Below are 20,333 nucleotides of genomic sequence, written 5' to 3' on the forward strand. Positions count from 1 at the left end.
TCTCTGAATAAAGACTCTGTGAAAGGTTTATTATTAAATAATTATGAACATTATTCTCATAATTGATTTAATCCTTTTGTACTGCCAACATAATCAAATAATGATCGGAATCAAAGTACTTTAATTATAAAATAGAATTTTAAAAAGAAATATATACAACTTATAAATAAGCCTGTTTTGATATGTATCAAACCATAAAAAGTGGGCAAATTGTGGGCAAAGTATCTAAAAACAAAAAGAGTTACGAAATTTCTCATTCGTAACTCTTTGATTTACAAAGTGGTCCCACTTGGGCTCGAACCAAGGACCCCCTGATTATGAGTCAGGTGCTCTAACCAGCTGAGCTATGGGACCCGAAACGGACGGCAAATTTAAGGATTTGACCAATACACGCCAAACATTTTTTATTTTATTTCTTTTCCTGGCACAGCTCTATCAAAACCCCATTGGTACTTTTGGGATGTAGAAAAGCAACCAGCTTATTATCGGCCCCGGATTTAGGGGTTTTATTAATGATTTGAAACCCTTCTTTTTCCAGTCGGTCTAGCTCTTTTTCAATATCATCAACATCAAAGGCAATATGATGAATTCCTTCTCCTTTTTTGGCAATAAATTTCCCTATAGGTCCATCCTCTCGTGTACTTGCCAAGAGCTCAATTTTACTTTCACCTACTTTAAAAAATGAAGTAATAACAGCTTCGCTTTTTACCTCCTCTTGTTTATAGGGAGCAACACCAAGAAGTTTTTCATACAAAGTGTTTGCAGCATCTATATCTTTTACTGCTATTCCTAGGTGTTCTATTTTGTTGATGTGCTTCATAATATACTTTTATCTCTATTTGTTAAACAGCCTCAAGGTAAGCCTTGGAGTATTTAAATCTCGATTATCGAGTAAAAGTACAATTAATATGTATTTTTGCATATATGGAAACAAACAGACAGAAAAAAATTGCAGGGGTATTACAACGGGATGTGGCCGATGTGATACAACATGCGTTGCGCGAGGCCGGAGTAAAAGGGATTTTGATTTCTGTGACCAAAGTAAGTGTGACGACAGATCTTTCGATCGCAAAAGTATATATGAGCGTTTTCCCTCATGAAGAAGGTGAAAAGGTGCTGAAAGAAGTAAATGCAGTAAAATCTCAAATCAAACATCAGGTAGCACAGCGTACCAAAAATCAGCTACGTCGAATGCCTGAAATGTCCTATTATATTGACGATTCTTTGGAATATATTTCTAATATTGAAAAAGCCGTAAAAGGAGAAGAAAACCCTATTCAAAATCCAGAACTTCTAGAAAGACGTAAAAAGAAGTGAATTTTTCATACTACATCGCCAAGCGTTATTTATTCTCTCCTGGTAGCAGCAATGCTATAAATATTATTACAGGAATTGCCGCCGCAGGTGTAGTGATTGGAGCAATGTCCCTTTTTTTGGTACTTACAGGATTTGCTGGGCTTAAAGATTTTAGCCTTCAATTTTCTACTTATTTTGATCCTGATTTTAAAATTTTTCCGTCAAGCGGAAAGACTTTTTCGTTTGATGCGACACATAGAGAACAGCTTGATGTTCTAGACGAAATAGCTAATTATTCTGAAATTATTGAAGATCATGTGTTTCTCGAATTTCGTGATAAGCAAAAAACAGCTTTTATAAAAGGGGTTGATGTAAACTACAATAAGGTAATCCAGACTGATAGTATTGTGGTGTATGGAAGCTGGTTGGATGATAATGATTTTAAAGTAGTTGCCGGTAATGGAATAAGTCGAGAACTTAGCATGGGAGTAGAGCAAACGTATACAAATTTGCTAAGTATTTATGTGCCAAAACCAGGAAAAGGAATTCCAAACGATATCACTAAAGCATTTAGATCTGAAAAAGTAGTAAATGTAGGAGTATATAGTGTGAATGAGGAATTGGACGAAAAATACATTTTTGCAACAACAAATCTAGCGAGAACACTGCTGGATATACCCGAAAATGAAGTGACCCATATCGAGATTAAATTAGCTCCTGAAGTAGATGAAGAAATCGCGCTACAAAAACTAAATACAATTTTTGGAGACCAGGTGGTTATAAAAAACCGTTTTCAACTTAATGATAAGTTGTATAAAATGTTAAATACCGAAAACCTGGTATCGTATCTGGTTATCACTTTGATTGCTATAATTGCTTTGTTTAATGTGGCAGGAGCGATTATTATGATGATTATTGATAAGAAGAACAATGTGAAAACGTTGTACAATGTTGGAGCCTCATTACCAAACATAAGAAAGATCTTTTTATTTCAAGGCTCTCTCATGACTATTTTGGGAACTATACTAGGACTCGTTTTGGGATTGATACTTATCTTATTACAACAACAATTCGGGTTACTCATGATTACTCCGTCACTACCCTATCCAACCAGAATTACCGCGCTTAGTTTTGTTATTGTATTTCTAACCATAACCACGATTGGTTTTGTGGCTTCGTTGTTGGCTTCAAGTAGAATTAATACCAAGTTAATTGCATAAATAGCAGCACACAGTTTTCATATTTTTTGGAGAAGAAACTAAATACTTGTTTATATTTAATTTCAAAAAACACATGATGTGTTACGATTTTATGCTGTTATCATCTATTTTATTTAACTATGAGAGATAACTTTAGTACGAATATAAATAATATCCCGCGAGACCTAAAAACCGTAATAGACTCAGAACAAGTAGATTTTATTGTAAAAGGTAAAAGAAACCACCCCATAAAAAATGGGATGAGTCTTCTAGTATTTACCTTGTTTTGGAATGTAATTGTAATTGCAATATTGATTAGTTTAATTAATCCCATATTCAAGAAAAAAGAGGTCAATTCTATACCTGAAGGTATTGCCAAAATGGATGGTTTAGACACTTTGTTTCCTATAGTGTTCTTAGTTTTTTTCTTGATAATAGGTGTGGCATTGTTACTTTGGGCAGTAGTGATGCTTTTTCAAAAAGGAGGATACTTTGTTGGGACCGAAAACAGATTAATAAAATATAGGAAAGGAACTATAGAAGTAAATGATTGGGAACAATTTTCTGGAAATATTGAAATCAAAAATAAAGGACGATACGGCAATTTAGAATTGGAATTGAGAACAGGAAAATTTACAAGTAGTAAGAATGGTGCGAGAAAATTTCAACCTGACATTATTTATATATCCCAAATCAAAAATGTATTTGATATTGAGAAGAAATGCAGGCTTAGAATTCAAGAACATGATCCAAACCCACCTTTAAAATCAGGGAATAGATTTTAATAAAAAAGGATACTAATCGATATCAGTTTTTATACAAACTCGAACCCTGCAAATTTTTCTTGTACTTCGTCAAAAGCGGCAAATACATCTTCGGGATGGTCACTAGTTACCATTTTGGTTCGATATTCTTTAAAATGCGGGATTCCTTTAAAGTAGTTGGTATAATGTCTTCGAGTTTCAAAGACACCAAGTTTTTCTCCTTTCCAATCGATAGACATTTGTAGGTGTCTTCTAGCTGCAATTACACGTTCTTCGATCGTAGGCGGAGGTAGGTGTTCTCCGGTTTCAAAAAAATGTTTTACTTCTTTAAAAAACCAGGGATAACCAATACTTGCTCTACCGATCATAGCACCATCCAATCCATATTGATCACGCATTTCCATAGCACGCTCGGGTGAGTCTACATCGCCATTACCAAATACTGGGATATGCATGCGAGGATTATTTTTTACCTTGGCAATAGGCTTCCAGTCGGCATTGCCTTTGTACATCTGTGCTCGGGTACGGCCGTGAATAGAAATGGCTTTACATCCCACATCTTGTAGTCTTTCTGCAACATCCACAATTTTAATAGAATTATGATCCCAGCCAAGTCTTGTTTTTACGGTAACGGGTAGTTTGGTATGCTCTACCATGGCTTTGGTAAGCGATACCATAAGATCAATGTCCTTAAGAATTCCAGCACCAGCACCTTTACTTACTACTTTTTTTACAGGGCATCCAAAATTGATATCAATAATATCAGGACCAGAGGCTTCTACAATCTCAACAGATTTGAGCATTGAATCTAGGTTGGCTCCAAAAATTTGGATTCCAACAGGGCGTTCTTTTTCATAAATATCCAGTTTCATGACACTTTTGGCAGCATCACGAATTAGGCCCTCGCTAGAAATGAACTCGGTATAAACCACATCTGCACCTTGCTCTTTACATAACGCTCTAAATGGGGGGTCACTTACATCCTCCATGGGTGCAAGTAACAACGGAAATTCTCCTACATCTATATCTCCTATCTTAGCCACAGCAATTGATATTTTTTGGCAAAAATACAAATTCTAATAGATTCACTAAAGACCTCAAGGGTTTTCAAAACCCTTGAGGTCTTATTTTATAAATAATATTAGCCTAAATAATAGAAAAGTAAGTATCCAAACCTTCTAAAATAAATTATATTTGCAGACTGAATGAATTTTGATTGATATAGTCAAATTCATCGGGCAGGGATAGGAACGATATCCTTTTTTTTGAACCCTGAGGCTCTCGAAGGGGACAAATAAAAAAGATGAAGTGGATAGCCCGATTCAGCCCGCCAAATAAATTTTATATGAAGAATATTAGAAACTTTTGCATTATCGCACATATAGACCATGGTAAAAGTACCTTGGCAGATCGTTTGTTGGATTTTACAGGATCGGTAACTGCACGAGAAGCACAAGCACAGTTGTTGGATAATATGGATCTTGAGCGCGAACGGGGTATTACCATCAAGAGCCACGCGATACAAATGGAATATACCTATAAAGGTGAAGAATATATCCTGAATCTTATTGATACTCCGGGTCACGTAGATTTTTCATATGAAGTTTCTCGTTCTATTGCTGCATGTGAAGGCGCTTTGTTGGTAGTTGATGCTGCGCAAAGCATACAGGCACAAACGATTTCTAATTTATATTTGGCCCTGGAAAATGATTTGGAAATCATCCCGGTACTTAACAAGGTAGATTTGCCAAGTGCAAATCCAGAGGAAGTGACCGATGATATAGTTGACCTATTGGGTTGTGATGCCTCTGATGTGATTCCGGCTAGTGCAAAGACCGGAATTGGAATTGAAGATATTCTAGAAGCAATTATAGAACGAGTTCCGGCACCAGAAGGAAATCCTGAAGAACCGTTACAAGCTTTGATATTTGATTCAGTTTATAATCCATTTAGAGGTGTTGAAACCTATTTTAGAGTGGTTAATGGAGAAATTAAGAAAGGCCAGCAAATTAAGTTTGTAGCAACGGGCAAAAGCTATTTTGCCGATGAGATTGGTACGCTGAAATTAAATCAAGTACCCAAACAAGTAATCAAAACAGGTGATGTGGGGTATTTGATTACCGGAATCAAAGATGCTCGCGAGGTAAAAGTGGGAGATACCATTACCGATACCAAAACACCAACACAAAATGCAATCGAAGGTTTTGAAGATGTAAAACCTATGGTATTTGCTGGGATTTATCCTGTAGACACCGAGGATTATGAAGAACTTCGTGCTTCGATGGAAAAACTACAGCTTAATGATGCCTCGTTGGTGTTTACGCCAGAGAGTTCGGCTGCATTAGGATTTGGTTTCCGATGTGGGTTTTTGGGAATGTTGCATATGGAAATTATTCAGGAACGACTGGAACGTGAATTTAATATGACAGTTATTACTACCGTTCCTAACGTATCGTATCACGCCTTTACCAATAAAGAACCAGATGAGGTTATTATAGTAAACAACCCTACAGATCTTCCAGACCCATCCAAAATGAATAGGGTTGAAGAGCCTTATATCAAAGCTTCGATTATTACTAAAGCCGATTTTGTAGGCCCTGTAATGTCATTGTGCATTGAGAAACGTGGAGAAATTACGAATCAGACGTATTTAACTACAGAACGGGTAGAATTAACCTTTGATATGCCTTTGGCAGAGATCGTTTTTGATTTTTATGACCGTCTTAAAACGGTTTCAAAAGGGTACGCATCTTTTGATTATGCACCTATAGGCATGCGTGCCTCTAAATTGGTAAAAGTTGATGTGCTGTTGAATGGAAATACTGTAGATGCACTTTCTGCATTACTGCATCAGGATAATGCCTATGACATTGGTAAAAAGATGTGCGAGAAGCTTAAAGAATTAATTCCGAGACAGCAATTTGATATTCCAATTCAAGCTGCTATAGGAGCAAAAATTATTGCTCGTGAAACCGTAAAAGCATTACGAAAAGATGTAACTGCCAAATGTTACGGGGGTGATATCTCGCGTAAACGTAAATTGCTTGAAAAACAAAAGAAAGGTAAAAAACGTATGCGACAGGTAGGAAATGTCGAAATTCCGCAAGAAGCGTTTATGGCCGTTCTGAAGCTGAATGACTAGAACTTGACTTTAAAGAAAAAAGACCAAAATCCATTTTAATAGGCTACAGGCTATGTTAATTAATACATAACAGTTCAGAGGTTATGATCTGAAGGTATTATATTTAATAATCCGAAAAATCTTGTACTCATGAGGTTATTTTTTCTGATTATATTTTCGTCTTTTTTTTCCTTTGGGCAGGTAGTGGTTAAGGGGGTTGTTTTTGATAAGATTACCAATACTTCTTTAAGTGAAGTAAACGTTTATCTTAAAAATGATACAACGGGGACCATTACCAATAAAGAAGGGGAATTCACTGTAGAAGTAACTAACAAAACCCCAAAAAATGATACGATAGTTTTTTCTCATTTGGGGCATCAAACAAAATACTTACCCCTAATTTCTATTAAAGACGGGGAATTAAAAATTTATCTTGAACGGGATATACAAGCTTTAAATCAAGTATCCATAACAGGTAACAGGAAGCTACAAAGACGGATTAAGTATAGAGAATTATCACCCTTAAAAAGAGCGATCCATTCTTTTGGATCTGTACTTGTTGACAATAAAATCTATGTTACGGGGGGCGATTTATCTATTCAAGAAGAGGCACATTTGAAAATTCTTAGAGACGATCCAAGTTTGACCGGACCCGGGGCGACTTTCAGAGAATTTCTTAATGAACTAAGGTCTAGACGTAATTTGCATAATGAGAACTATAGTGAGTATATGTATGTTTACGATATTGACACCGACACATGGAAAAAATCTGAACATATATTTAGAAAACGAGCATATCATAATGTAAATTACTACAATAATAAGATCTACATTAGTGGGGGTAAAAGATTATCTTCTAACCGAAAATTTCAATATCTAGATGACAAAATCGAAATATTGGATCTGGAGCGGGATACTATTTTAATCGAAAATGTTAACCCTCATCAAGCTGCAAATAGCTTATCTTTTATTTATAAAGAGCGAATGTTGGTTCTTGGTGGCTCTACCAAGTTAAAAAACAATAAAACGAAAATTTACTCTGATAAAATGCGTTTTTTAAATCTTAAAACTGGTTTGTGGTATGAACTTGGTAATATCCCGAAAGCAAAGGAAATAAGGGGCGTTTTGGTAAATGATAAGATTTATTTGTTTGAAGTTGGTTCCAATCGAAGAACAGCTACCACAATAGAAACATACGATCTTCAATCTGGAAAATGGGAGAAAGAAGGGGATTTATTTAATACCATTGAGCTTCCTGCAATAACACATCACCAAAACACTATTTATTTTTTGGATGAAGGAAAGATCTATTCTTATAATACAAAAACAAAAGTGTTAAAGGAGTATTTGATCGATCTTTATTTAAAAGCCTCTAATTTACATTGTAGTAATGATACATTATATGTCATTGGGGGATTCGTTGATGATCAAACTATAAAGCTGCCTTCATCACGTATGGTTAGTATAGATCTAAAGGATTTTGAAAGAACAAAAGTGAATCGATTAAAACAATTATAATATTAATTGTAGGAATAATACTTCTTTGTGAAGATTTAAAACCCGACAAAAAGCTTTTTATCTAGACAAATTACGTTTTTCTCTTAAAAATTTTATATATTGCGCCATATTAATATCCCTAAATTATTAATAGCTAAACAACTAAACTTACTAACTATGCATAATCTTTCTCCTACCAGAATCCCCATCTATGTATATTTTTTTATAATATCAATAGTTCTGGCTAGTATTTCTTAAGTAATAAAATTGAATTTAGAAAAATACTAAATGATAGCTGCTTTTTTGGCTTTAATCATCTTTTGTAGCATAAATTCTACACCGTTGTCGTTATTACTTTTTGTGGTATAATTGGCTATGGCCTTCACATTGGGATGTGCATTTTCCATAGCAAAGCTATATGTTGCAGTGGTCATCATTTCGAGATCGTTATTGTAATCTCCAAACACCATAGTTTCTTCTGGTAAGATATTATGGCTATTTTGTAGTTGTTGTAAAGCATGTCCCTTATTAGCAAGGTTATGCGATAGATCCAACCATATCTCTCCCGAGACTTTTACTTTTAATCGGCCTTCAAGATGTTTTAGTGCCGGGTACAGATATTTTTCGGATCCCTTTTGATTGCAAATCGCAATTTTGAGATATTGGTCATTTATTACTTGGGCAAGGTCCTCTACAATTTCATAACGGTCATAATATTCGGTAAACATATTTACAAAATCTTGCCCATAGTCTTCGATATATCCTTTTTTTCGCCCACACAAAATTACTTGAGAACCTTCAAGAGTTCTTGTAATTTCTAAAAGCTCCAGATACGTCTCTCGATCAATTACCGTAGTTTGTAATTCTTTATCTTTTTGCATGGTAAGCGCCCCGTTTTCGGCAATAACATAGATGTCGTCTTTTATTGGTTTTAACTTATCAATGATACTGTAGTATTGCCTTCCGCTGGCAGCAACAAAAGTTACTCCAAGACCATGCAGTTCTTCAAAAAGTTCAAAAAAATGCCGACTCACTTCTCCTTTAGAATTAAGAAGTGTGCCATCCATATCGGTAGAAACCAGTTTGATTTTAGATAAATCCATAGTAATTACAATTTCAAACAGTAAAGGTATTAGAGTTTGTTTTAAAACTAAGATGATTTATGTGAAGATAATATTAATTTAGCTAAACGGTAATATTTTAAAGGGTTTCGATATTGATATACCTTTAAACAGATTTGAAAAAGATGCAATTCTTTCAGAAAGAAATACAATTAAAACCATATTCAAGAGGGTTTCATTTAATCACAGAAGATGTTATTTCAAGAATTCCTGAAATCAAACAGATTAAAATAGGGCAACTTCAGGTATTTATTAAACATACATCGGCGAGTTTAACCATTAACGAAAATGCTGACCCAACTGTGAAGCAGGATTTTGAAACCCATATGAATATCATGGTTCCGGAAAATGCACCTTATTATGTTCATACTTATGAAGGCCCAGATGATATGCCTGCACACATAAAAGCTTCTCTCATGGGTACTTCGGTACAAATACCTATTACAAGTGGTAAATTAAATCTTGGTACCTGGCAAGGCATTTATTTATGTGAACACCGGGATTATGGTGGTTCTCGAAAGTTAGTGTTAACCGCTTACGGAAACTAAACATAGATCTAATCGAACCATTGTGCCCAAGGGATTCTTGATAACATAAGTATCCAGGCAAGTGTATAAAAAATGGCTAACATTTTAAATTTTGGAGTAGAAGTTAACTTTTTCTTATGCTTAGAATACCCTACAGTAATAAAAACAATCATCAAGATCATAGTTAAGGGGTGCTCTACATTATAAAGCCGTAATGTAGAATCTTTCATAATTTCTCCCATGCTATGTGTTCCCGAAAACCAAACTACAAGAGGAGAAAGAAATAGAATTACGAATCCAATAAGTAATTGGATGTGCGAAACGATAAGTGCAAAAAGTGAAACTCTAAAATCTTTTGGAGCATACTCTCTTTTACTAAAAAACCCGGCAAGAGCATTAATAGTGGCTAGAGTAACAATAAGTAATACTAGATAGGCCCAATAGGAGTGAACGATTTGAATAGCTTCGTACATAATGATGTGTTTAGTTTGTTCAAAGGTAAGTAATATGAATAAAAAAACCTCATTTGGCAAAGGGCTTCATTAATGGAAGTATAATGTGATTTTAGAGAATATTAATTATGGTTGATTTAAGACAATTTAAAAAGAACACAACGAAGGAGCCTTGGCTCCTTCGTTGTGTTCTTTTTTTTGAAATGACTAACTACATCCCCAGCCAGCTGTGCAATCAAAAAAAATGGTTCCATCGGCACAGTCTCGATCACAAGTATGGGGGCAAGATCCTTGGTAGCAGGTGTTTGGAGCTACTGATCGATTACATTCAGTAAAGGGTTCAGTTGAAGTACCTACAACACCTCCTTTTATTAATGAAGAAGTCGTGTCATTTAATTTTGCTATAGCCTCTTTATTCAAAATAAGCAATCGGTTAAATTTCTTTTTTTTCATGACTTTTCAGGTTTTAAGATTTAATATAAATTTAGAAAGAATTCTTGGTGGTCTTTTAAATGTTTAGTTAATTTTTAGTAAAAAGCAGTTAATAGTTTCTCTGACGTTACGAATCTATTTAACTTTAAGTTCAATTAAAATCAATCACTTTTGAAAAATAATATTGAACTTGAACAAGTACTTAATGCTCAATTAAAATCAATTGGTTCAATTCTTGAGAATAAGTATCATGAAAATTCACATCTTGGCGTTTTGGCAGGAACATCAGGAATGTCTCTTTTCCATTTTTATTATTCAAAATACTTAGATCAGGATTTTCCTTCTGATATTGGATTTGAAATTTTAAGTAAATCAATAGATCGAATTAATAATGGATATGGTTTTCCTACATATTGTTCCGGTATAGCCGGAGCCGGATGGGTATTTGATCACTTGGTAGAAGAGGGGTTTATTGAAATGAATACCGATGATTTGCTTCCTGATCTTGATGAATACCTCTATAACAAAATGATTTCTGATCTAAATGATGGGCATTATGATTTTTTACATGGAGCTATTGGATACGGGTTTTATTTTCTAAAAAGATTTAAAAATACCAAGTCTCAAGCACTTAAAGAGCGATATATAAACTACTTATTATCGTTTCTTACCAATCTTGCAAAGCTATCAGAAAAAGATAAAAATGGACTTAAATGGACTTCAGTATTAGATATAGAAACTGGTTTACAAGGATATAACTTGAGCTTATCTCATGGAATGTCCAGTATTATAAATTTTCTTTCTCGATTACATGAATATGAAGAGTTTAAAGACTCTGTAAGCCCCATTTTAATAGGAGCCATCACTTACTTATCAAGTTTTGAAAACCTAGATAAAAATGCATTCTCATTGTTTCCTAGTCGTGTCACAGACCCTATGGAAGATACTAAGAGTAGATTAGCTTGGTGTTATGGTGATCTTGGAATAGGACTTTCTTTGAGGATTGCTGCAAAAACACTTGAAGATGATATGTTATACGAAATGGCTATAGGGGTTTTAAAACATGCTTCCAATAGAAAAACTATAGAACAATCGTTGGTCAAAGACGCTGGATTATGTCATGGGTCTTATGGAAATGCACAAATATTCAATAGATTGTATAGAGAAACCAAAGAAATTGTTTTTAGGGAATCGGCAGAATATTGGATAGAAGAGGGTGTCGCGAGAGCAACCTTTAAAGATGGTTATGCTGGATATAAACAATGGTATGGACCAGATAAATCTTGGAAAAGCGAAACAAATTTTCTCACGGGAATAGCGGGAATCGGCATGGCTATTATTTTTCATCTTTCTGATTTTGAAACCACTTGGGATGAATGTTTAATGATTGGATAATCAATTAAAACCTATTGTTTGAACTTTTAACCTTACTCACCAGATGTTATAATAAAATTATCAAAATCTAAAAGACAGTCTTGGCTAATCAAACCCCATAATTTTTTAATGGAGACTCTTTTTTCTGTAATACTTTTTTTCTTCAGTGCCTCTACAAATTCAAGAGCAAAATCATTATCTGGAAACGCATTAATGTTATAGCCTTTTGTAAAAGAAGAATCGAATAAATATAAATCTAATTTGAAAGAAGCCGGATGGATAATTTCGACTCTTAATTTTTTAGAATAAAAGACAAATAGATCTTGTAGAAATAAATAATAGTTTAAATTGAATTGATAATCATTGTTTTTAAGAAGTTCTTCCTTTGATTTCCATATACCATATAATCCCATTTCTTGCTCAATTGGACTTAATTCTCTAAATGGTCTTTTCATGATCATATTAGCTTCATCTTTTAATAATTTTACCTCTCCATTTCTATCATAAAGGATTTTTCCATTATCAAATACTCTTGCTTGAAACTTAGAAAAATTATTCAAATGGACATGAAACATTCGTTGTACATTATCTGCTGAGTTGCCCAAAAAAGAGATCAATTTGCCTGAAACTTTTTCAACACCCTTTACAAATAATTTACAGTCTTTGCTAAAAACAATCCTAATATCTATATCTGAATCTTTTTTTTGCATACCTGTTGCGTAACTTCCTGTTAATAAAACTCCTTCAACGTGCTTCTCATTTTTCCATTTCGAAACAAATTCTTTTGTGATTTGATCTAGTGTCATTTTATATTTAAATTGGTATTGAATAAAATTAAAAAAAACCTCCTTCAATTACGAAGGAGGTTTTTTAATAAATTGTTCTTGCTATTAATTAGAACTTATAGCTTAAAGATCCGTTGAAAGTTATACCGTTGGTAAAAATAAACCCAAAATCGTTGGTTGATTGTGCGCGTACTTCATCAAAAATGTTAAAAGCATTTGCTCTAAAAACAAGTCTGCTTGTGTCAAACTTGAAATTATAGGTTAAACCAACATCGGTAAGAGAATACGGTTTTATTTTCCCTACATTTTGTGTTTGTAGACCTCTACTATCAGGGTCATCCAGATAATGCTCTGCATAATAGTTAATGTTTGCATCTACAAATAATCCGTTAATCACTCGAACTTTTGTCCCTAAACCAGCTGTGAATTGCGGGGCAGTATCTACTTTTATTCCATTTAGATCCAGACCTTCTTCTGAAGAAATTAACTCATTTGTATCATCGTCATATATATCTTTATTAATTTCGCCATTGAATCTCCATGATGCTCCTGAAATATAACCTTTCAGGTCTAACCATTCACTCGCATTATATACAAATTCTAATTCAGCACCTGTATGAATTTGATTTACACCTCTATCGAAGATATTAAAAAAGATATCATCCGAATCATCATTTGGTGTTCCATTATCATCAGTTCCATTTGATAAAATTACTCTATTATCCCAATTTGTATAATAAGCATTAAAATCTACTTGGAAACCTTTTGATCTAAAGCGATATCCGGCTTCTACACCAAGAATATCTTCATTATCAACTTCTGGCTGTACAAAATCATTGGACCTTCTAATGTTTTGGAAAATATTATCCAAGAAAGGTTGTCTTGAATAAAATCCTGAGTTTACATATAAAGTATGTTGGTCTTCAATGGTATACCCAAAACCTCCTTTAAGATTATATCCAATTTTATTTAACTTATCTGAGTCACCATCTTCAAATAGTCTTCCTCTTCGTATAAAAGATTGATTTGATACTGCTCCTTGAAAGAAAGCGCTGAACTTATCTCCACCGTATTCTATCTGAGAAAATAACCCTTGATAGTTAATATTTTCTGAGTAGTCATAGTCAATACGCTGATCCTCATCTGCAAAGTCGAATAATGCTGCCCATGGATTGGAGTCATATGATTCTGTTATAAGACCACCATCAGGACGATCATTTGCCCATCCTTGAAGACCATGAAAATCTGTTATTTGTCTAAAATGATCTCCACGATATAATCTAAAATCGACACCAACGTTCCATGATATTTTTTCAGTTAATTCAGTATTGAAATTAGAGATTAAACCATACCATTGGTGATTGTTTACAGAGTTTCTTCTCACATATCCTGTACGTGAGGCATTATCACCTATACCTCCAGCAATTCCAAGGTTTCTTTGCTCTGTATTATAGAAATCTATCTGCCCAATAAGTGGTCCGTCTCCATCAGGATCATCTGTTCTTATTGCTCTTGCTCCTCTTGGACCGACGGACCCACCGCGTCCCCAAGATGCATATAGAACAGAAGACAATGAAGATTTTTCATTGATATTCCAATCCCAGTTTAAATTAGTAACTGGTTTGTGATAATAATTTCCTCTTTCGGTATCAACGTCCGAAGTATATTGTCCTGCACTTCCTACACTTGCATCAAAATCGGCAGAGTATCCCCAGTTTTCATTAAATCTTGAATTAGCAGCGAACCTTTCAGTATTACTTTGAGAGAATCTTTGTGCATGAAATTGTGGTGCTCCTGTAATCAAGAAGTTAAAGTTGTGTTGTTCATTTGGTTTGTACCCAACTGCAAAGAAGTAATTTTGTCCATAACCATGAGTTCCTTCGGCCCATTTTCTATGAGCTTGCCAGTAATCGACCAAAACAGAAAAAGCCCAACCATTTTCATTCATTCCTGTGTCATAAGCCAGCGTACCCTTGGCATAGCTATCATTACCGCCTAAGAATCTGGCAAAACCACCTTTATTTCTATCAGCAGCTTTCATTACAATATTCACTGTACCACCCACAGATGAAATTGCAAGCTTAGAAGATCCCAAACCACGTTGTACCTGTACAGCATTGGCAATATCGGTAACTCCTGCCCAGTTAGACCAGAATACTCGGCCATCTTCTTGTGAATTAATAGGTTGTCCGTTTAGTAGTATAGCTGTGTTTGTGTCATCGAAACCTCTGACAAACAAAGCTCCATCTCCAAAACCAGTTTGGTTAGATATGAAAACTGATGGAGTATTTTTAATAATTTCAGCTACTTCCACATTACCCGCGGCTTTTTCCTGAATTTCTTGTGCCCGAACTGTAGTTACCGCTATTGGAGTTTTTCTATCCTCGGCTAAATCGATAACTCCTGTACCTACGATCACAATTTCCTCCAAAGAATTGTCTAGAGATAATGTAATAGTTCCAAGGTCTTGATCACCATTGGTTACATCATACGTGATGTTTTTAGATCCAAACCCAACATAAGAAACATTAATTGTTCCCGTTGGGCTGTTTACTTTAAGTGAAAACTTACCATCAAAATCGGTAGATGTACCATTTGATGTTCTTAATTCAACAATGTTTGCTCCTGGTAACGGAGCGTTTGATTCACCATCAAATATGGTTCCTGTTACTACCCCTTGTGCATAAGTCTCCCCAACGAATGCAATCAGGATTACAACTAATAAAAATGTAATCTTTTTCATTATAAAGAATTGAGTTAATTAATCGCCGCAAAAGAACGAATCTTTATGCAAACTAAGTTTAATTTAATGTTAAGAGTTTTTAACAAAAAAACTACAGAATAAAAGTAATTGTATTTTACAATTATATTGGATATCAGTTAGTTGAAGATATTCAAAAGTTATTAACTAAAAAAATGTTAATTAATAAGGCCTACTTTTTCTGCAACTTTAACATTTTAAAAGAGTTGAAACGTTAAAAACACCCTGCATTATGATCATAATGCAGGGTATTTTTTTATTTATCTTGATATTGTTTTAAAAGATTTTGAGTAGAAGAGTCATGTTGATAACTTTGAGAATTATTTATCTCTGATAAGATTTTTGTCGCTAGTTGTTTTCCTAATTCTACACCCCATTGATCATAGCTAAAGATATTCCAAACGATACCTTGTACAAAAATACGTTGCTCATACATTGATACAAGCTCTCCTAGACTTTTTGGAGTGAGCTTGTCGATCAAAACAGTAGTAGTTGGCTTATTTCCATCAAATATTTTAAATGGAGTAAGTTGCTTTAGTTTTTCTTCAGAAAGATTTTTGGAAGTTAGTTCTTCGACAACTTCGGCTTCAGTTTTTCCATTCATAAGAGCTTCGGTCTGCGCAAAAAAATTGGCCATTAATTTATCTTGATGGTCCTGATCCCCAAACAAAGAGTGTTTAAAACCAATGAATTCTGCAGGAATTAATTTAGTTCCCTGATGAATCAATTGAAAAAAAGCATGTTGCGCATTGGTTCCTGGTTCTCCCCAGATAATCGTACCTGTTTGATAGTGTACTGGATTTCCATTTCTATCGACACTTTTTCCGTTACTCTCCATAATACCTTGTTGCAGATATGCGGGTAATCTATGCAAGTATTGAGAGTAAGGAATAATGGCTTCACTTTCGGCATTAAAGAAATTGTTATACCAAACGCTTAGCATTCCAAGAATAACAGGTATGTTTTCTTCAAAAGAGGTGTTTTTAAAATGCTCATCCATTTCATGGGCTCCTTCTAATAAAGCTTCAAAGTTTTCATACCCCAAAGAAAGGCTTATTGATAATCCAACAGCGCTCCATAGTGAAAAACGACCTCCAACCCAATCCCATAACGGAAATATATTTTCTTCGGCAATACCAAAATCGGTAACATTAGGAATATTACTTGACACTGCAACGAAATGCTTACCTACCACATCTTTGGATGCTTGCTTGGTAAACCAGTTTCTTGCAGTGGTGGCATTTGATAACGTTTCTTGCGTTGAGAATGTTTTAGATACAACCACAAAAAGTGTGGTTTCCGGATCTAATCCTTTTAGGTTTTGATGCACATGATCTCCATCAACATTTGAGATAAAATGTACATTAAGATGGTTTTTATAATACTCTAAAGATTCTGTAATCATTGCTGGACCAAGATCCGATCCGCCAATACCGATATTTACAATATCGGTAAATGCTTTACCGGTATATCCTTTTAAATTTCCAGAGATAACCTGATTGGTAAAATTCTTTATTTTTTCCTTTACGGCGCTCACTTCAGGGATTACATTATTGCCATCTACCTGTACGTTGTGATCTGAAGGAACTCTTAATGCTGTATGTAATACTGCTCTTTCTTCGGTTTCGTTAATAATGCTGCCACCAAAATACGCTTGTATGGCCTGATCTAATTTGACTTCTTTGGCCAGATCGATTAACAATTTTTTTGTGGTTTGATCCATTCGGTTTTTTGAATAATCAACGTAGAAATCATTCCATGCAACCGAAAAATCGGAAGCACGATCTGGATTTTGAGCAAAAAGGTCTTTTAAATGCTTGTCTTTAATATTCTCATAATGGGATTTTAATGCTTCCCAGGCTTTTGTGGTGGTGGGGTTAATAGTTGGTAATGCCATTTTATAAAATTTCTTGTGGTTTAAATTGAATGCTATCTAGTGTAGCCTTTAGTGGTTCTATATAGTTAAAAAATTTCGGTCTTAGACTATCCGATAATGGTTTTGATGCGGGTAAATCTTGTTTAAATGGGTCTACTTCTTTTCCATTTTTCCAAAACCTGTAGCACACATGGGGTCCGCTGGTGTTCCCTGTCATTCCTATATATCCAATAACATCGCCTTGCCTCACATATTGACCAACTTTTACAGCCTGTCTGCTCATGTGAAGGTATTGCGTATCGTAAGTGGCGTTATGTCTAATTTTTACATATTTACCATTGCCGCCTCTACGTTCAGACTTGGTTACAATACCATCTGCAGTAGCGAGTATTGGAGTTCCTACTGGGGCAGCAAAATCGGTCCCTCTATGTGGTCTTATTTTGTTACCGTAATATTTAATTCTTCGTCTTAGGTTATATCTGGATGAGATTCTGCTGAACTTTACCGGGGCTCTTAAAAATGCTCTTCTTAAATTATTGGCTTCGTCGTCAAAATAGTCGATACCACCATTTATAGAATCATCCTGAAATCTAAAAGCAAAAATAGGTTTTCCTCTATGCTCAAAATAAGAAGCTTTTACTTGTTCGATTCCTGCGGGTATGGTATCATCGATAAATTTTTCGGTATAGATTACCTTAAACCTATCTCCTGCTTGTAGCCTGGTAAAATCAATGGTCCAGGCATAAATATCGGCCATCTTATAGGCTAAAGGAATGCTTAAATTCTGGTCATCAAAATTTTGCATCAAACTACTTGTAATTACACCTGAGGCCATTTTTTCAACCAATTTTACGGGTTTTTTACGTTTTTGGGCGATGATACTATCTCTAAAATCAATGACCGTATAATCTATTTTGTTGTTTTGATATACAAAAACCTGTGCTTTTTCGGTAGTGTCTTTGGATTTAAGAAGCATATATGGTTTTCCGGCCATAATTCTAGCGACATTAAAAGTGTCTTTGATTTTATTGGTAATTTCAAATACTTTGGCTCTGCTGATGCCATGCGTATCCATAATGGCTCCAAAACTATCACCGGGTTTAATAGTATCCTTAACAACTTTGAAATTATCAAGAACATATCCAAACTCCTTGATTACCGGAGGTGCCTTTTCTTCTTCAACAACCTCTGGAACGACAACTTTTGCTTCTTTTATTTCTTTTTTACACGAAAATACTGCTACCAGGAGTAGTAGTAAGTAACCTATTTGCTTCAACTGACGACTATTTTATTTTGCGGTATTAAATTGATGAGCAACCCACTGCTGGCCCCAGTTTTCTTTTTCTTCTTCGCTCCAAAGATTAGGAAAAAACATAATTCTTTGGAAACTAGGGGGTAAAAACTTTTTCCAATTTGTCCCACCGGTAGCCAGAACTTCGCCTTTCTCTTTGTTAAGATACCTAAAGGCGGCGCCCATGTGCATTAACAACCAATTAATATTCACATTGGTGTCAAAAGTACGCAATGCTTCGATAAGGTGCACATTATTTTGCTCTTTTTCTGGCAGTTCGAGGTATTTATGAAAGATAGTACTATGTTGCACCTGTTTTGCAATACGCATCATTCTTGGTGTGTAACGATACTCAAACTGCTTCAAGGTGAGTGTTTTTTCACCTGTTTCTAAATCGGTAGCACCCGATTTCCAGTACAAATGTTCGAATACTTCCCCAAGGGGATCTTTTTCAGAAAATTGATCTCTTTCTTTGGCATTAACAAGGTTGGCCAAAGGGGTTGCATAAATCTCTATCAATCTAAACTGTACCGATTGAAACCCGCTAGCTGGCAGTAATGACATTCTATATTTTAAGAATTGATCTCTATCCATCCCTTTGATCATGACATCAAAGGAGTTAATCAATACCCTGAAATATCGGTTTATACGATCTAGTTTTGCAGTAAAAAATTTTGCCGTCTGTAACTTGTCATCTATAATTTGCTTTAACTCATGAATGATAAGTTTAAAATAAAGCTCGGTGATTTGATGGTAGGTTATAAAAATTTCCTCGTCTGGGAAATGTGTTCTGGGAATTTGTAGACTTAACAAGGTGTCCAGATGGATGTAATCCCAGTAGGTCAAATATCGATCGTGAAGAAGTCCGTCCAGATAAGAACCAAGATCCTGGCCCGAGTTTTTAAATTTTGTTTCTAATTGCCTTATTTTTTCGGCAATTTCTGGTTTTATAGGTTGATCCATTAATCTACTACAATTTTAAAAGGGTGTTTTAGACCCTTAAATGCATCCAAATCTGCTTTTATTGACCCTACCAAAATATCGGCTTTGATTCTCACAGGCATGCGGTTGTCATCATCGCTTACCCAAACCGTCATACTCTCTTCTTCCTTAAAGATTCGATCTGCCTGAACATAAGGTCTGAATTTTAAACATGCAATTTTACCCATTTTGGTTTTAATTACCTCTCTTCCCAAGAATTTTAACTTAAAACGATAATTTTCGTTATCAAAAAACATAGTGACAAACTGCTCGTCGCCCTTTTTTAATGAGTTTGTTTTAATATTGTTTCTTAAATAGTAGAAAGAAGACATCATATCCTGCACACCTGATTTGATAGAAAATTTCTTTTTGGTGTTGTATTTTTTATTAAAAACAAGGGCTTCGTTTTGGGCATAATCAAAATTGATTTCGATATCTTTTGTATGTCCTCCCTCGTTTATTTTTCGAATAAATCGATAAGGTTTTACTTCATTCTTGTCTATGTAGGTTTCATACAAATCTTCAACTTTGAAGAATAAACTTAACACTCCTGATGATTTTCCTTCACCAATAATGCGATGAACAGGCTTCCCATTTAGCGTTTCGTCTTTTACTTGTAGTGTTGCATAACTAGCCGTAAACCATCCATAATGAATTCTAAATTTGAACCATTCTCCAGCATCAAAAGCGCTGTGGCTATCTTGTGCGACAACAGGATAAGCAAATAAAAATAAAAGTAGAATTAAAAATAACTTCTTCATGGCATAAGGTATTATGTGGTATTTGACGCAATAATAATTAATTACGTACCAACAATATCCATTCCAAAAGTACTATTTAATATAATGAGATAAAA

General features: G+C 34.7%; 18 protein-coding genes and 1 tRNA gene. 7 read left to right on the forward strand and 12 right to left on the reverse strand.

All coding sequences use genetic code 11. The features are described 5' to 3' along the window. Positions 1–280 precede the first annotated feature (280 nt). Positions 281–354: transfer RNA gene (locus U6A24_RS18460), tRNA-Ile, on the reverse strand. A gap of 55 nt (positions 355–409) precedes the next feature. Next, the gene (mce, locus tag U6A24_RS18465; protein ID WP_324181709.1) at positions 410–811 is read right to left on the reverse strand and encodes a methylmalonyl-CoA epimerase; all 402 of its coding nucleotides are present in this window, start codon (positions 809–811) and stop codon (positions 410–412) included. A gap of 113 nt (positions 812–924) precedes the next feature. Between mce and rbfA the strand changes: the two genes are divergently transcribed. The 3 genes from rbfA to U6A24_RS18480 all read left to right on the forward strand — a co-directional run bounded on the left by rbfA (position 925) and on the right by U6A24_RS18480 (position 3,280). Next, positions 925–1,317, forward strand: coding sequence for a 30S ribosome-binding factor RbfA (gene rbfA, locus U6A24_RS18470; protein WP_324181489.1), 393 nt, complete (start codon positions 925–927; stop codon positions 1,315–1,317). Then, positions 1,314–2,516, forward strand: a complete 1,203-nt coding sequence (locus U6A24_RS18475) for an ABC transporter permease (RefSeq protein ID WP_324181490.1) — start codon at positions 1,314–1,316, stop codon at positions 2,514–2,516. Before rbfA ends, U6A24_RS18475 begins: the two co-directional genes overlap by 4 nt. A gap of 119 nt (positions 2,517–2,635) precedes the next feature. Then, positions 2,636–3,280 (forward strand): hypothetical protein, encoded by a 645-nt coding sequence (locus U6A24_RS18480; RefSeq protein WP_324181491.1) that lies wholly within the window; start codon positions 2,636–2,638, stop codon positions 3,278–3,280. Between the two features lie 29 nt (positions 3,281–3,309). Here U6A24_RS18480 and dusB read toward each other — a convergent pair whose 3' ends face one another. Further along, on the reverse strand, positions 3,310–4,302 hold the full coding sequence (gene dusB, locus U6A24_RS18485) for a tRNA dihydrouridine synthase DusB (RefSeq protein WP_324181492.1): 993 nt from the start codon (positions 4,300–4,302) through the stop codon (positions 3,310–3,312). A 302-nt stretch (positions 4,303–4,604) separates the two neighbouring features. Here dusB and lepA point away from each other — a divergent pair, with 302 nt between their 5' ends. Together lepA and U6A24_RS18495 are read left to right on the forward strand one after the other, a co-directional pair. Beyond that, positions 4,605–6,401: a translation elongation factor 4 gene (gene lepA / locus U6A24_RS18490; RefSeq protein WP_324181493.1), complete on the forward strand. Its 1,797-nt coding sequence runs from the start codon at positions 4,605–4,607 to the stop codon at positions 6,399–6,401. Between the two features lie 129 nt (positions 6,402–6,530). After that, entirely contained in the window at positions 6,531–7,898 is a 1,368-nt protein-coding gene (locus U6A24_RS18495) for a carboxypeptidase-like regulatory domain-containing protein (RefSeq protein WP_324181494.1), read from the forward strand. Positions 7,899–8,161: 263 nt separating this feature from the next. Here the strand turns inward: U6A24_RS18495 and U6A24_RS18500 are convergent, their stop codons facing one another. Next, on the reverse strand, positions 8,162–8,980 hold the full coding sequence (locus U6A24_RS18500; RefSeq protein ID WP_324181495.1) for an HAD family hydrolase: 819 nt from the start codon (positions 8,978–8,980) through the stop codon (positions 8,162–8,164). A gap of 143 nt (positions 8,981–9,123) precedes the next feature. On the opposite strand from U6A24_RS18500, the gene U6A24_RS18505 reads away from it, so the two are divergent. Further along, positions 9,124–9,546: a secondary thiamine-phosphate synthase enzyme YjbQ gene (locus tag U6A24_RS18505; RefSeq protein WP_324181496.1), complete on the forward strand. Its 423-nt coding sequence runs from the start codon at positions 9,124–9,126 to the stop codon at positions 9,544–9,546. A gap of 8 nt (positions 9,547–9,554) precedes the next feature. Here U6A24_RS18505 and U6A24_RS18510 read toward each other — a convergent pair whose 3' ends face one another. Both U6A24_RS18510 and U6A24_RS18515 read right to left on the reverse strand, forming a co-directional pair. Then, on the reverse strand, positions 9,555–9,998 hold the full coding sequence (locus U6A24_RS18510) for a hypothetical protein (protein WP_324181497.1): 444 nt from the start codon (positions 9,996–9,998) through the stop codon (positions 9,555–9,557). A gap of 186 nt (positions 9,999–10,184) precedes the next feature. Continuing rightward, positions 10,185–10,430, reverse strand: coding sequence for a class I lanthipeptide (locus U6A24_RS18515; RefSeq protein ID WP_324181498.1), 246 nt, complete (start codon positions 10,428–10,430; stop codon positions 10,185–10,187). A gap of 150 nt (positions 10,431–10,580) precedes the next feature. Here U6A24_RS18515 and U6A24_RS18520 point away from each other — a divergent pair, with 150 nt between their 5' ends. Next, on the forward strand, positions 10,581–11,804 hold the full coding sequence (locus U6A24_RS18520; RefSeq protein WP_324181499.1) for a lanthionine synthetase C family protein: 1,224 nt from the start codon (positions 10,581–10,583) through the stop codon (positions 11,802–11,804). A gap of 32 nt (positions 11,805–11,836) precedes the next feature. On the opposite strand, the gene U6A24_RS18525 is transcribed toward U6A24_RS18520, so the two are convergent. The 6 genes from U6A24_RS18525 to U6A24_RS18550 form a co-directional block, all read right to left on the reverse strand. Then, positions 11,837–12,589 carry a nucleotidyltransferase domain-containing protein gene (locus U6A24_RS18525; protein WP_324181500.1) on the reverse strand — a complete coding sequence of 251 codons (753 nt, stop codon included), beginning with the start codon at positions 12,587–12,589 and terminating at the stop codon, positions 11,837–11,839. Positions 12,590–12,677: 88 nt separating this feature from the next. Beyond that, positions 12,678–15,311 (reverse strand): TonB-dependent receptor, encoded by a 2,634-nt coding sequence (locus U6A24_RS18530; RefSeq protein WP_324181501.1) that lies wholly within the window; start codon positions 15,309–15,311, stop codon positions 12,678–12,680. Between the two features lie 274 nt (positions 15,312–15,585). Beyond that, the gene (pgi, locus tag U6A24_RS18535) at positions 15,586–17,226 is read right to left on the reverse strand and encodes a glucose-6-phosphate isomerase (RefSeq protein ID WP_324181502.1); all 1,641 of its coding nucleotides are present in this window, start codon (positions 17,224–17,226) and stop codon (positions 15,586–15,588) included. Between the two features lies 1 nt (position 17,227). After that, positions 17,228–18,481, reverse strand: coding sequence for a peptidoglycan DD-metalloendopeptidase family protein (locus U6A24_RS18540; RefSeq protein WP_324181503.1), 1,254 nt, complete (start codon positions 18,479–18,481; stop codon positions 17,228–17,230). Between the two features lie 12 nt (positions 18,482–18,493). After that, positions 18,494–19,459: a tryptophan 2,3-dioxygenase family protein gene (locus U6A24_RS18545; protein WP_324181504.1), complete on the reverse strand. Its 966-nt coding sequence runs from the start codon at positions 19,457–19,459 to the stop codon at positions 18,494–18,496. Beyond that, on the reverse strand, positions 19,459–20,238 hold the full coding sequence (locus U6A24_RS18550; protein WP_324181505.1) for a DUF3108 domain-containing protein: 780 nt from the start codon (positions 20,236–20,238) through the stop codon (positions 19,459–19,461). The genes U6A24_RS18545 and U6A24_RS18550 overlap by 1 nt, the downstream gene beginning before the upstream one ends. Between the last annotated feature and the right edge of the window lie 95 nt (positions 20,239–20,333).

Origin of the sequence: Aquimarina gracilis (genome assembly GCF_035285365.1) — a bacterium.
GTDB lineage: Bacteria > Bacteroidota > Bacteroidia > Flavobacteriales > Flavobacteriaceae > Aquimarina > Aquimarina gracilis.

Bases quoted from the DNA above. Each gene is read 5' to 3' on its own strand.
- U6A24_RS18480 (WP_324181491.1), top strand. From the start codon at position 2,636: ATGAGAGATAACTTTAGTACGAATATAAATAATATCCCGCGAGACCTA.
- lepA (WP_324181493.1), top strand. From the start codon at position 4,605: ATGAAGAATATTAGAAACTTTTGCATTATCGCACATATAGACCATGGT.
- U6A24_RS18525 (WP_324181500.1), bottom strand. From the start codon at position 12,589: ATGACACTAGATCAAATCACAAAAGAATTTGTTTCGAAATGGAAAAAT.
- U6A24_RS18510 (WP_324181497.1), bottom strand. From the start codon at position 9,998: ATGTACGAAGCTATTCAAATCGTTCACTCCTATTGGGCCTATCTAGTA.
- U6A24_RS18495 (WP_324181494.1), top strand. From the start codon at position 6,531: ATGAGGTTATTTTTTCTGATTATATTTTCGTCTTTTTTTTCCTTTGGG.
- U6A24_RS18500 (WP_324181495.1), bottom strand. From the start codon at position 8,980: ATGGATTTATCTAAAATCAAACTGGTTTCTACCGATATGGATGGCACA.
- U6A24_RS18515 (WP_324181498.1), bottom strand. From the start codon at position 10,430: ATGAAAAAAAAGAAATTTAACCGATTGCTTATTTTGAATAAAGAGGCT.
- U6A24_RS18550 (WP_324181505.1), bottom strand. From the start codon at position 20,238: ATGAAGAAGTTATTTTTAATTCTACTTTTATTTTTATTTGCTTATCCT.
- pgi (WP_324181502.1), bottom strand. From the start codon at position 17,226: ATGGCATTACCAACTATTAACCCCACCACCACAAAAGCCTGGGAAGCA.
- U6A24_RS18505 (WP_324181496.1), top strand. From the start codon at position 9,124: ATGCAATTCTTTCAGAAAGAAATACAATTAAAACCATATTCAAGAGGG.
- U6A24_RS18530 (WP_324181501.1), bottom strand. From the start codon at position 15,311: ATGAAAAAGATTACATTTTTATTAGTTGTAATCCTGATTGCATTCGTT.
- rbfA (WP_324181489.1), top strand. From the start codon at position 925: ATGGAAACAAACAGACAGAAAAAAATTGCAGGGGTATTACAACGGGAT.
- U6A24_RS18545 (WP_324181504.1), bottom strand. From the start codon at position 19,459: ATGGATCAACCTATAAAACCAGAAATTGCCGAAAAAATAAGGCAATTA.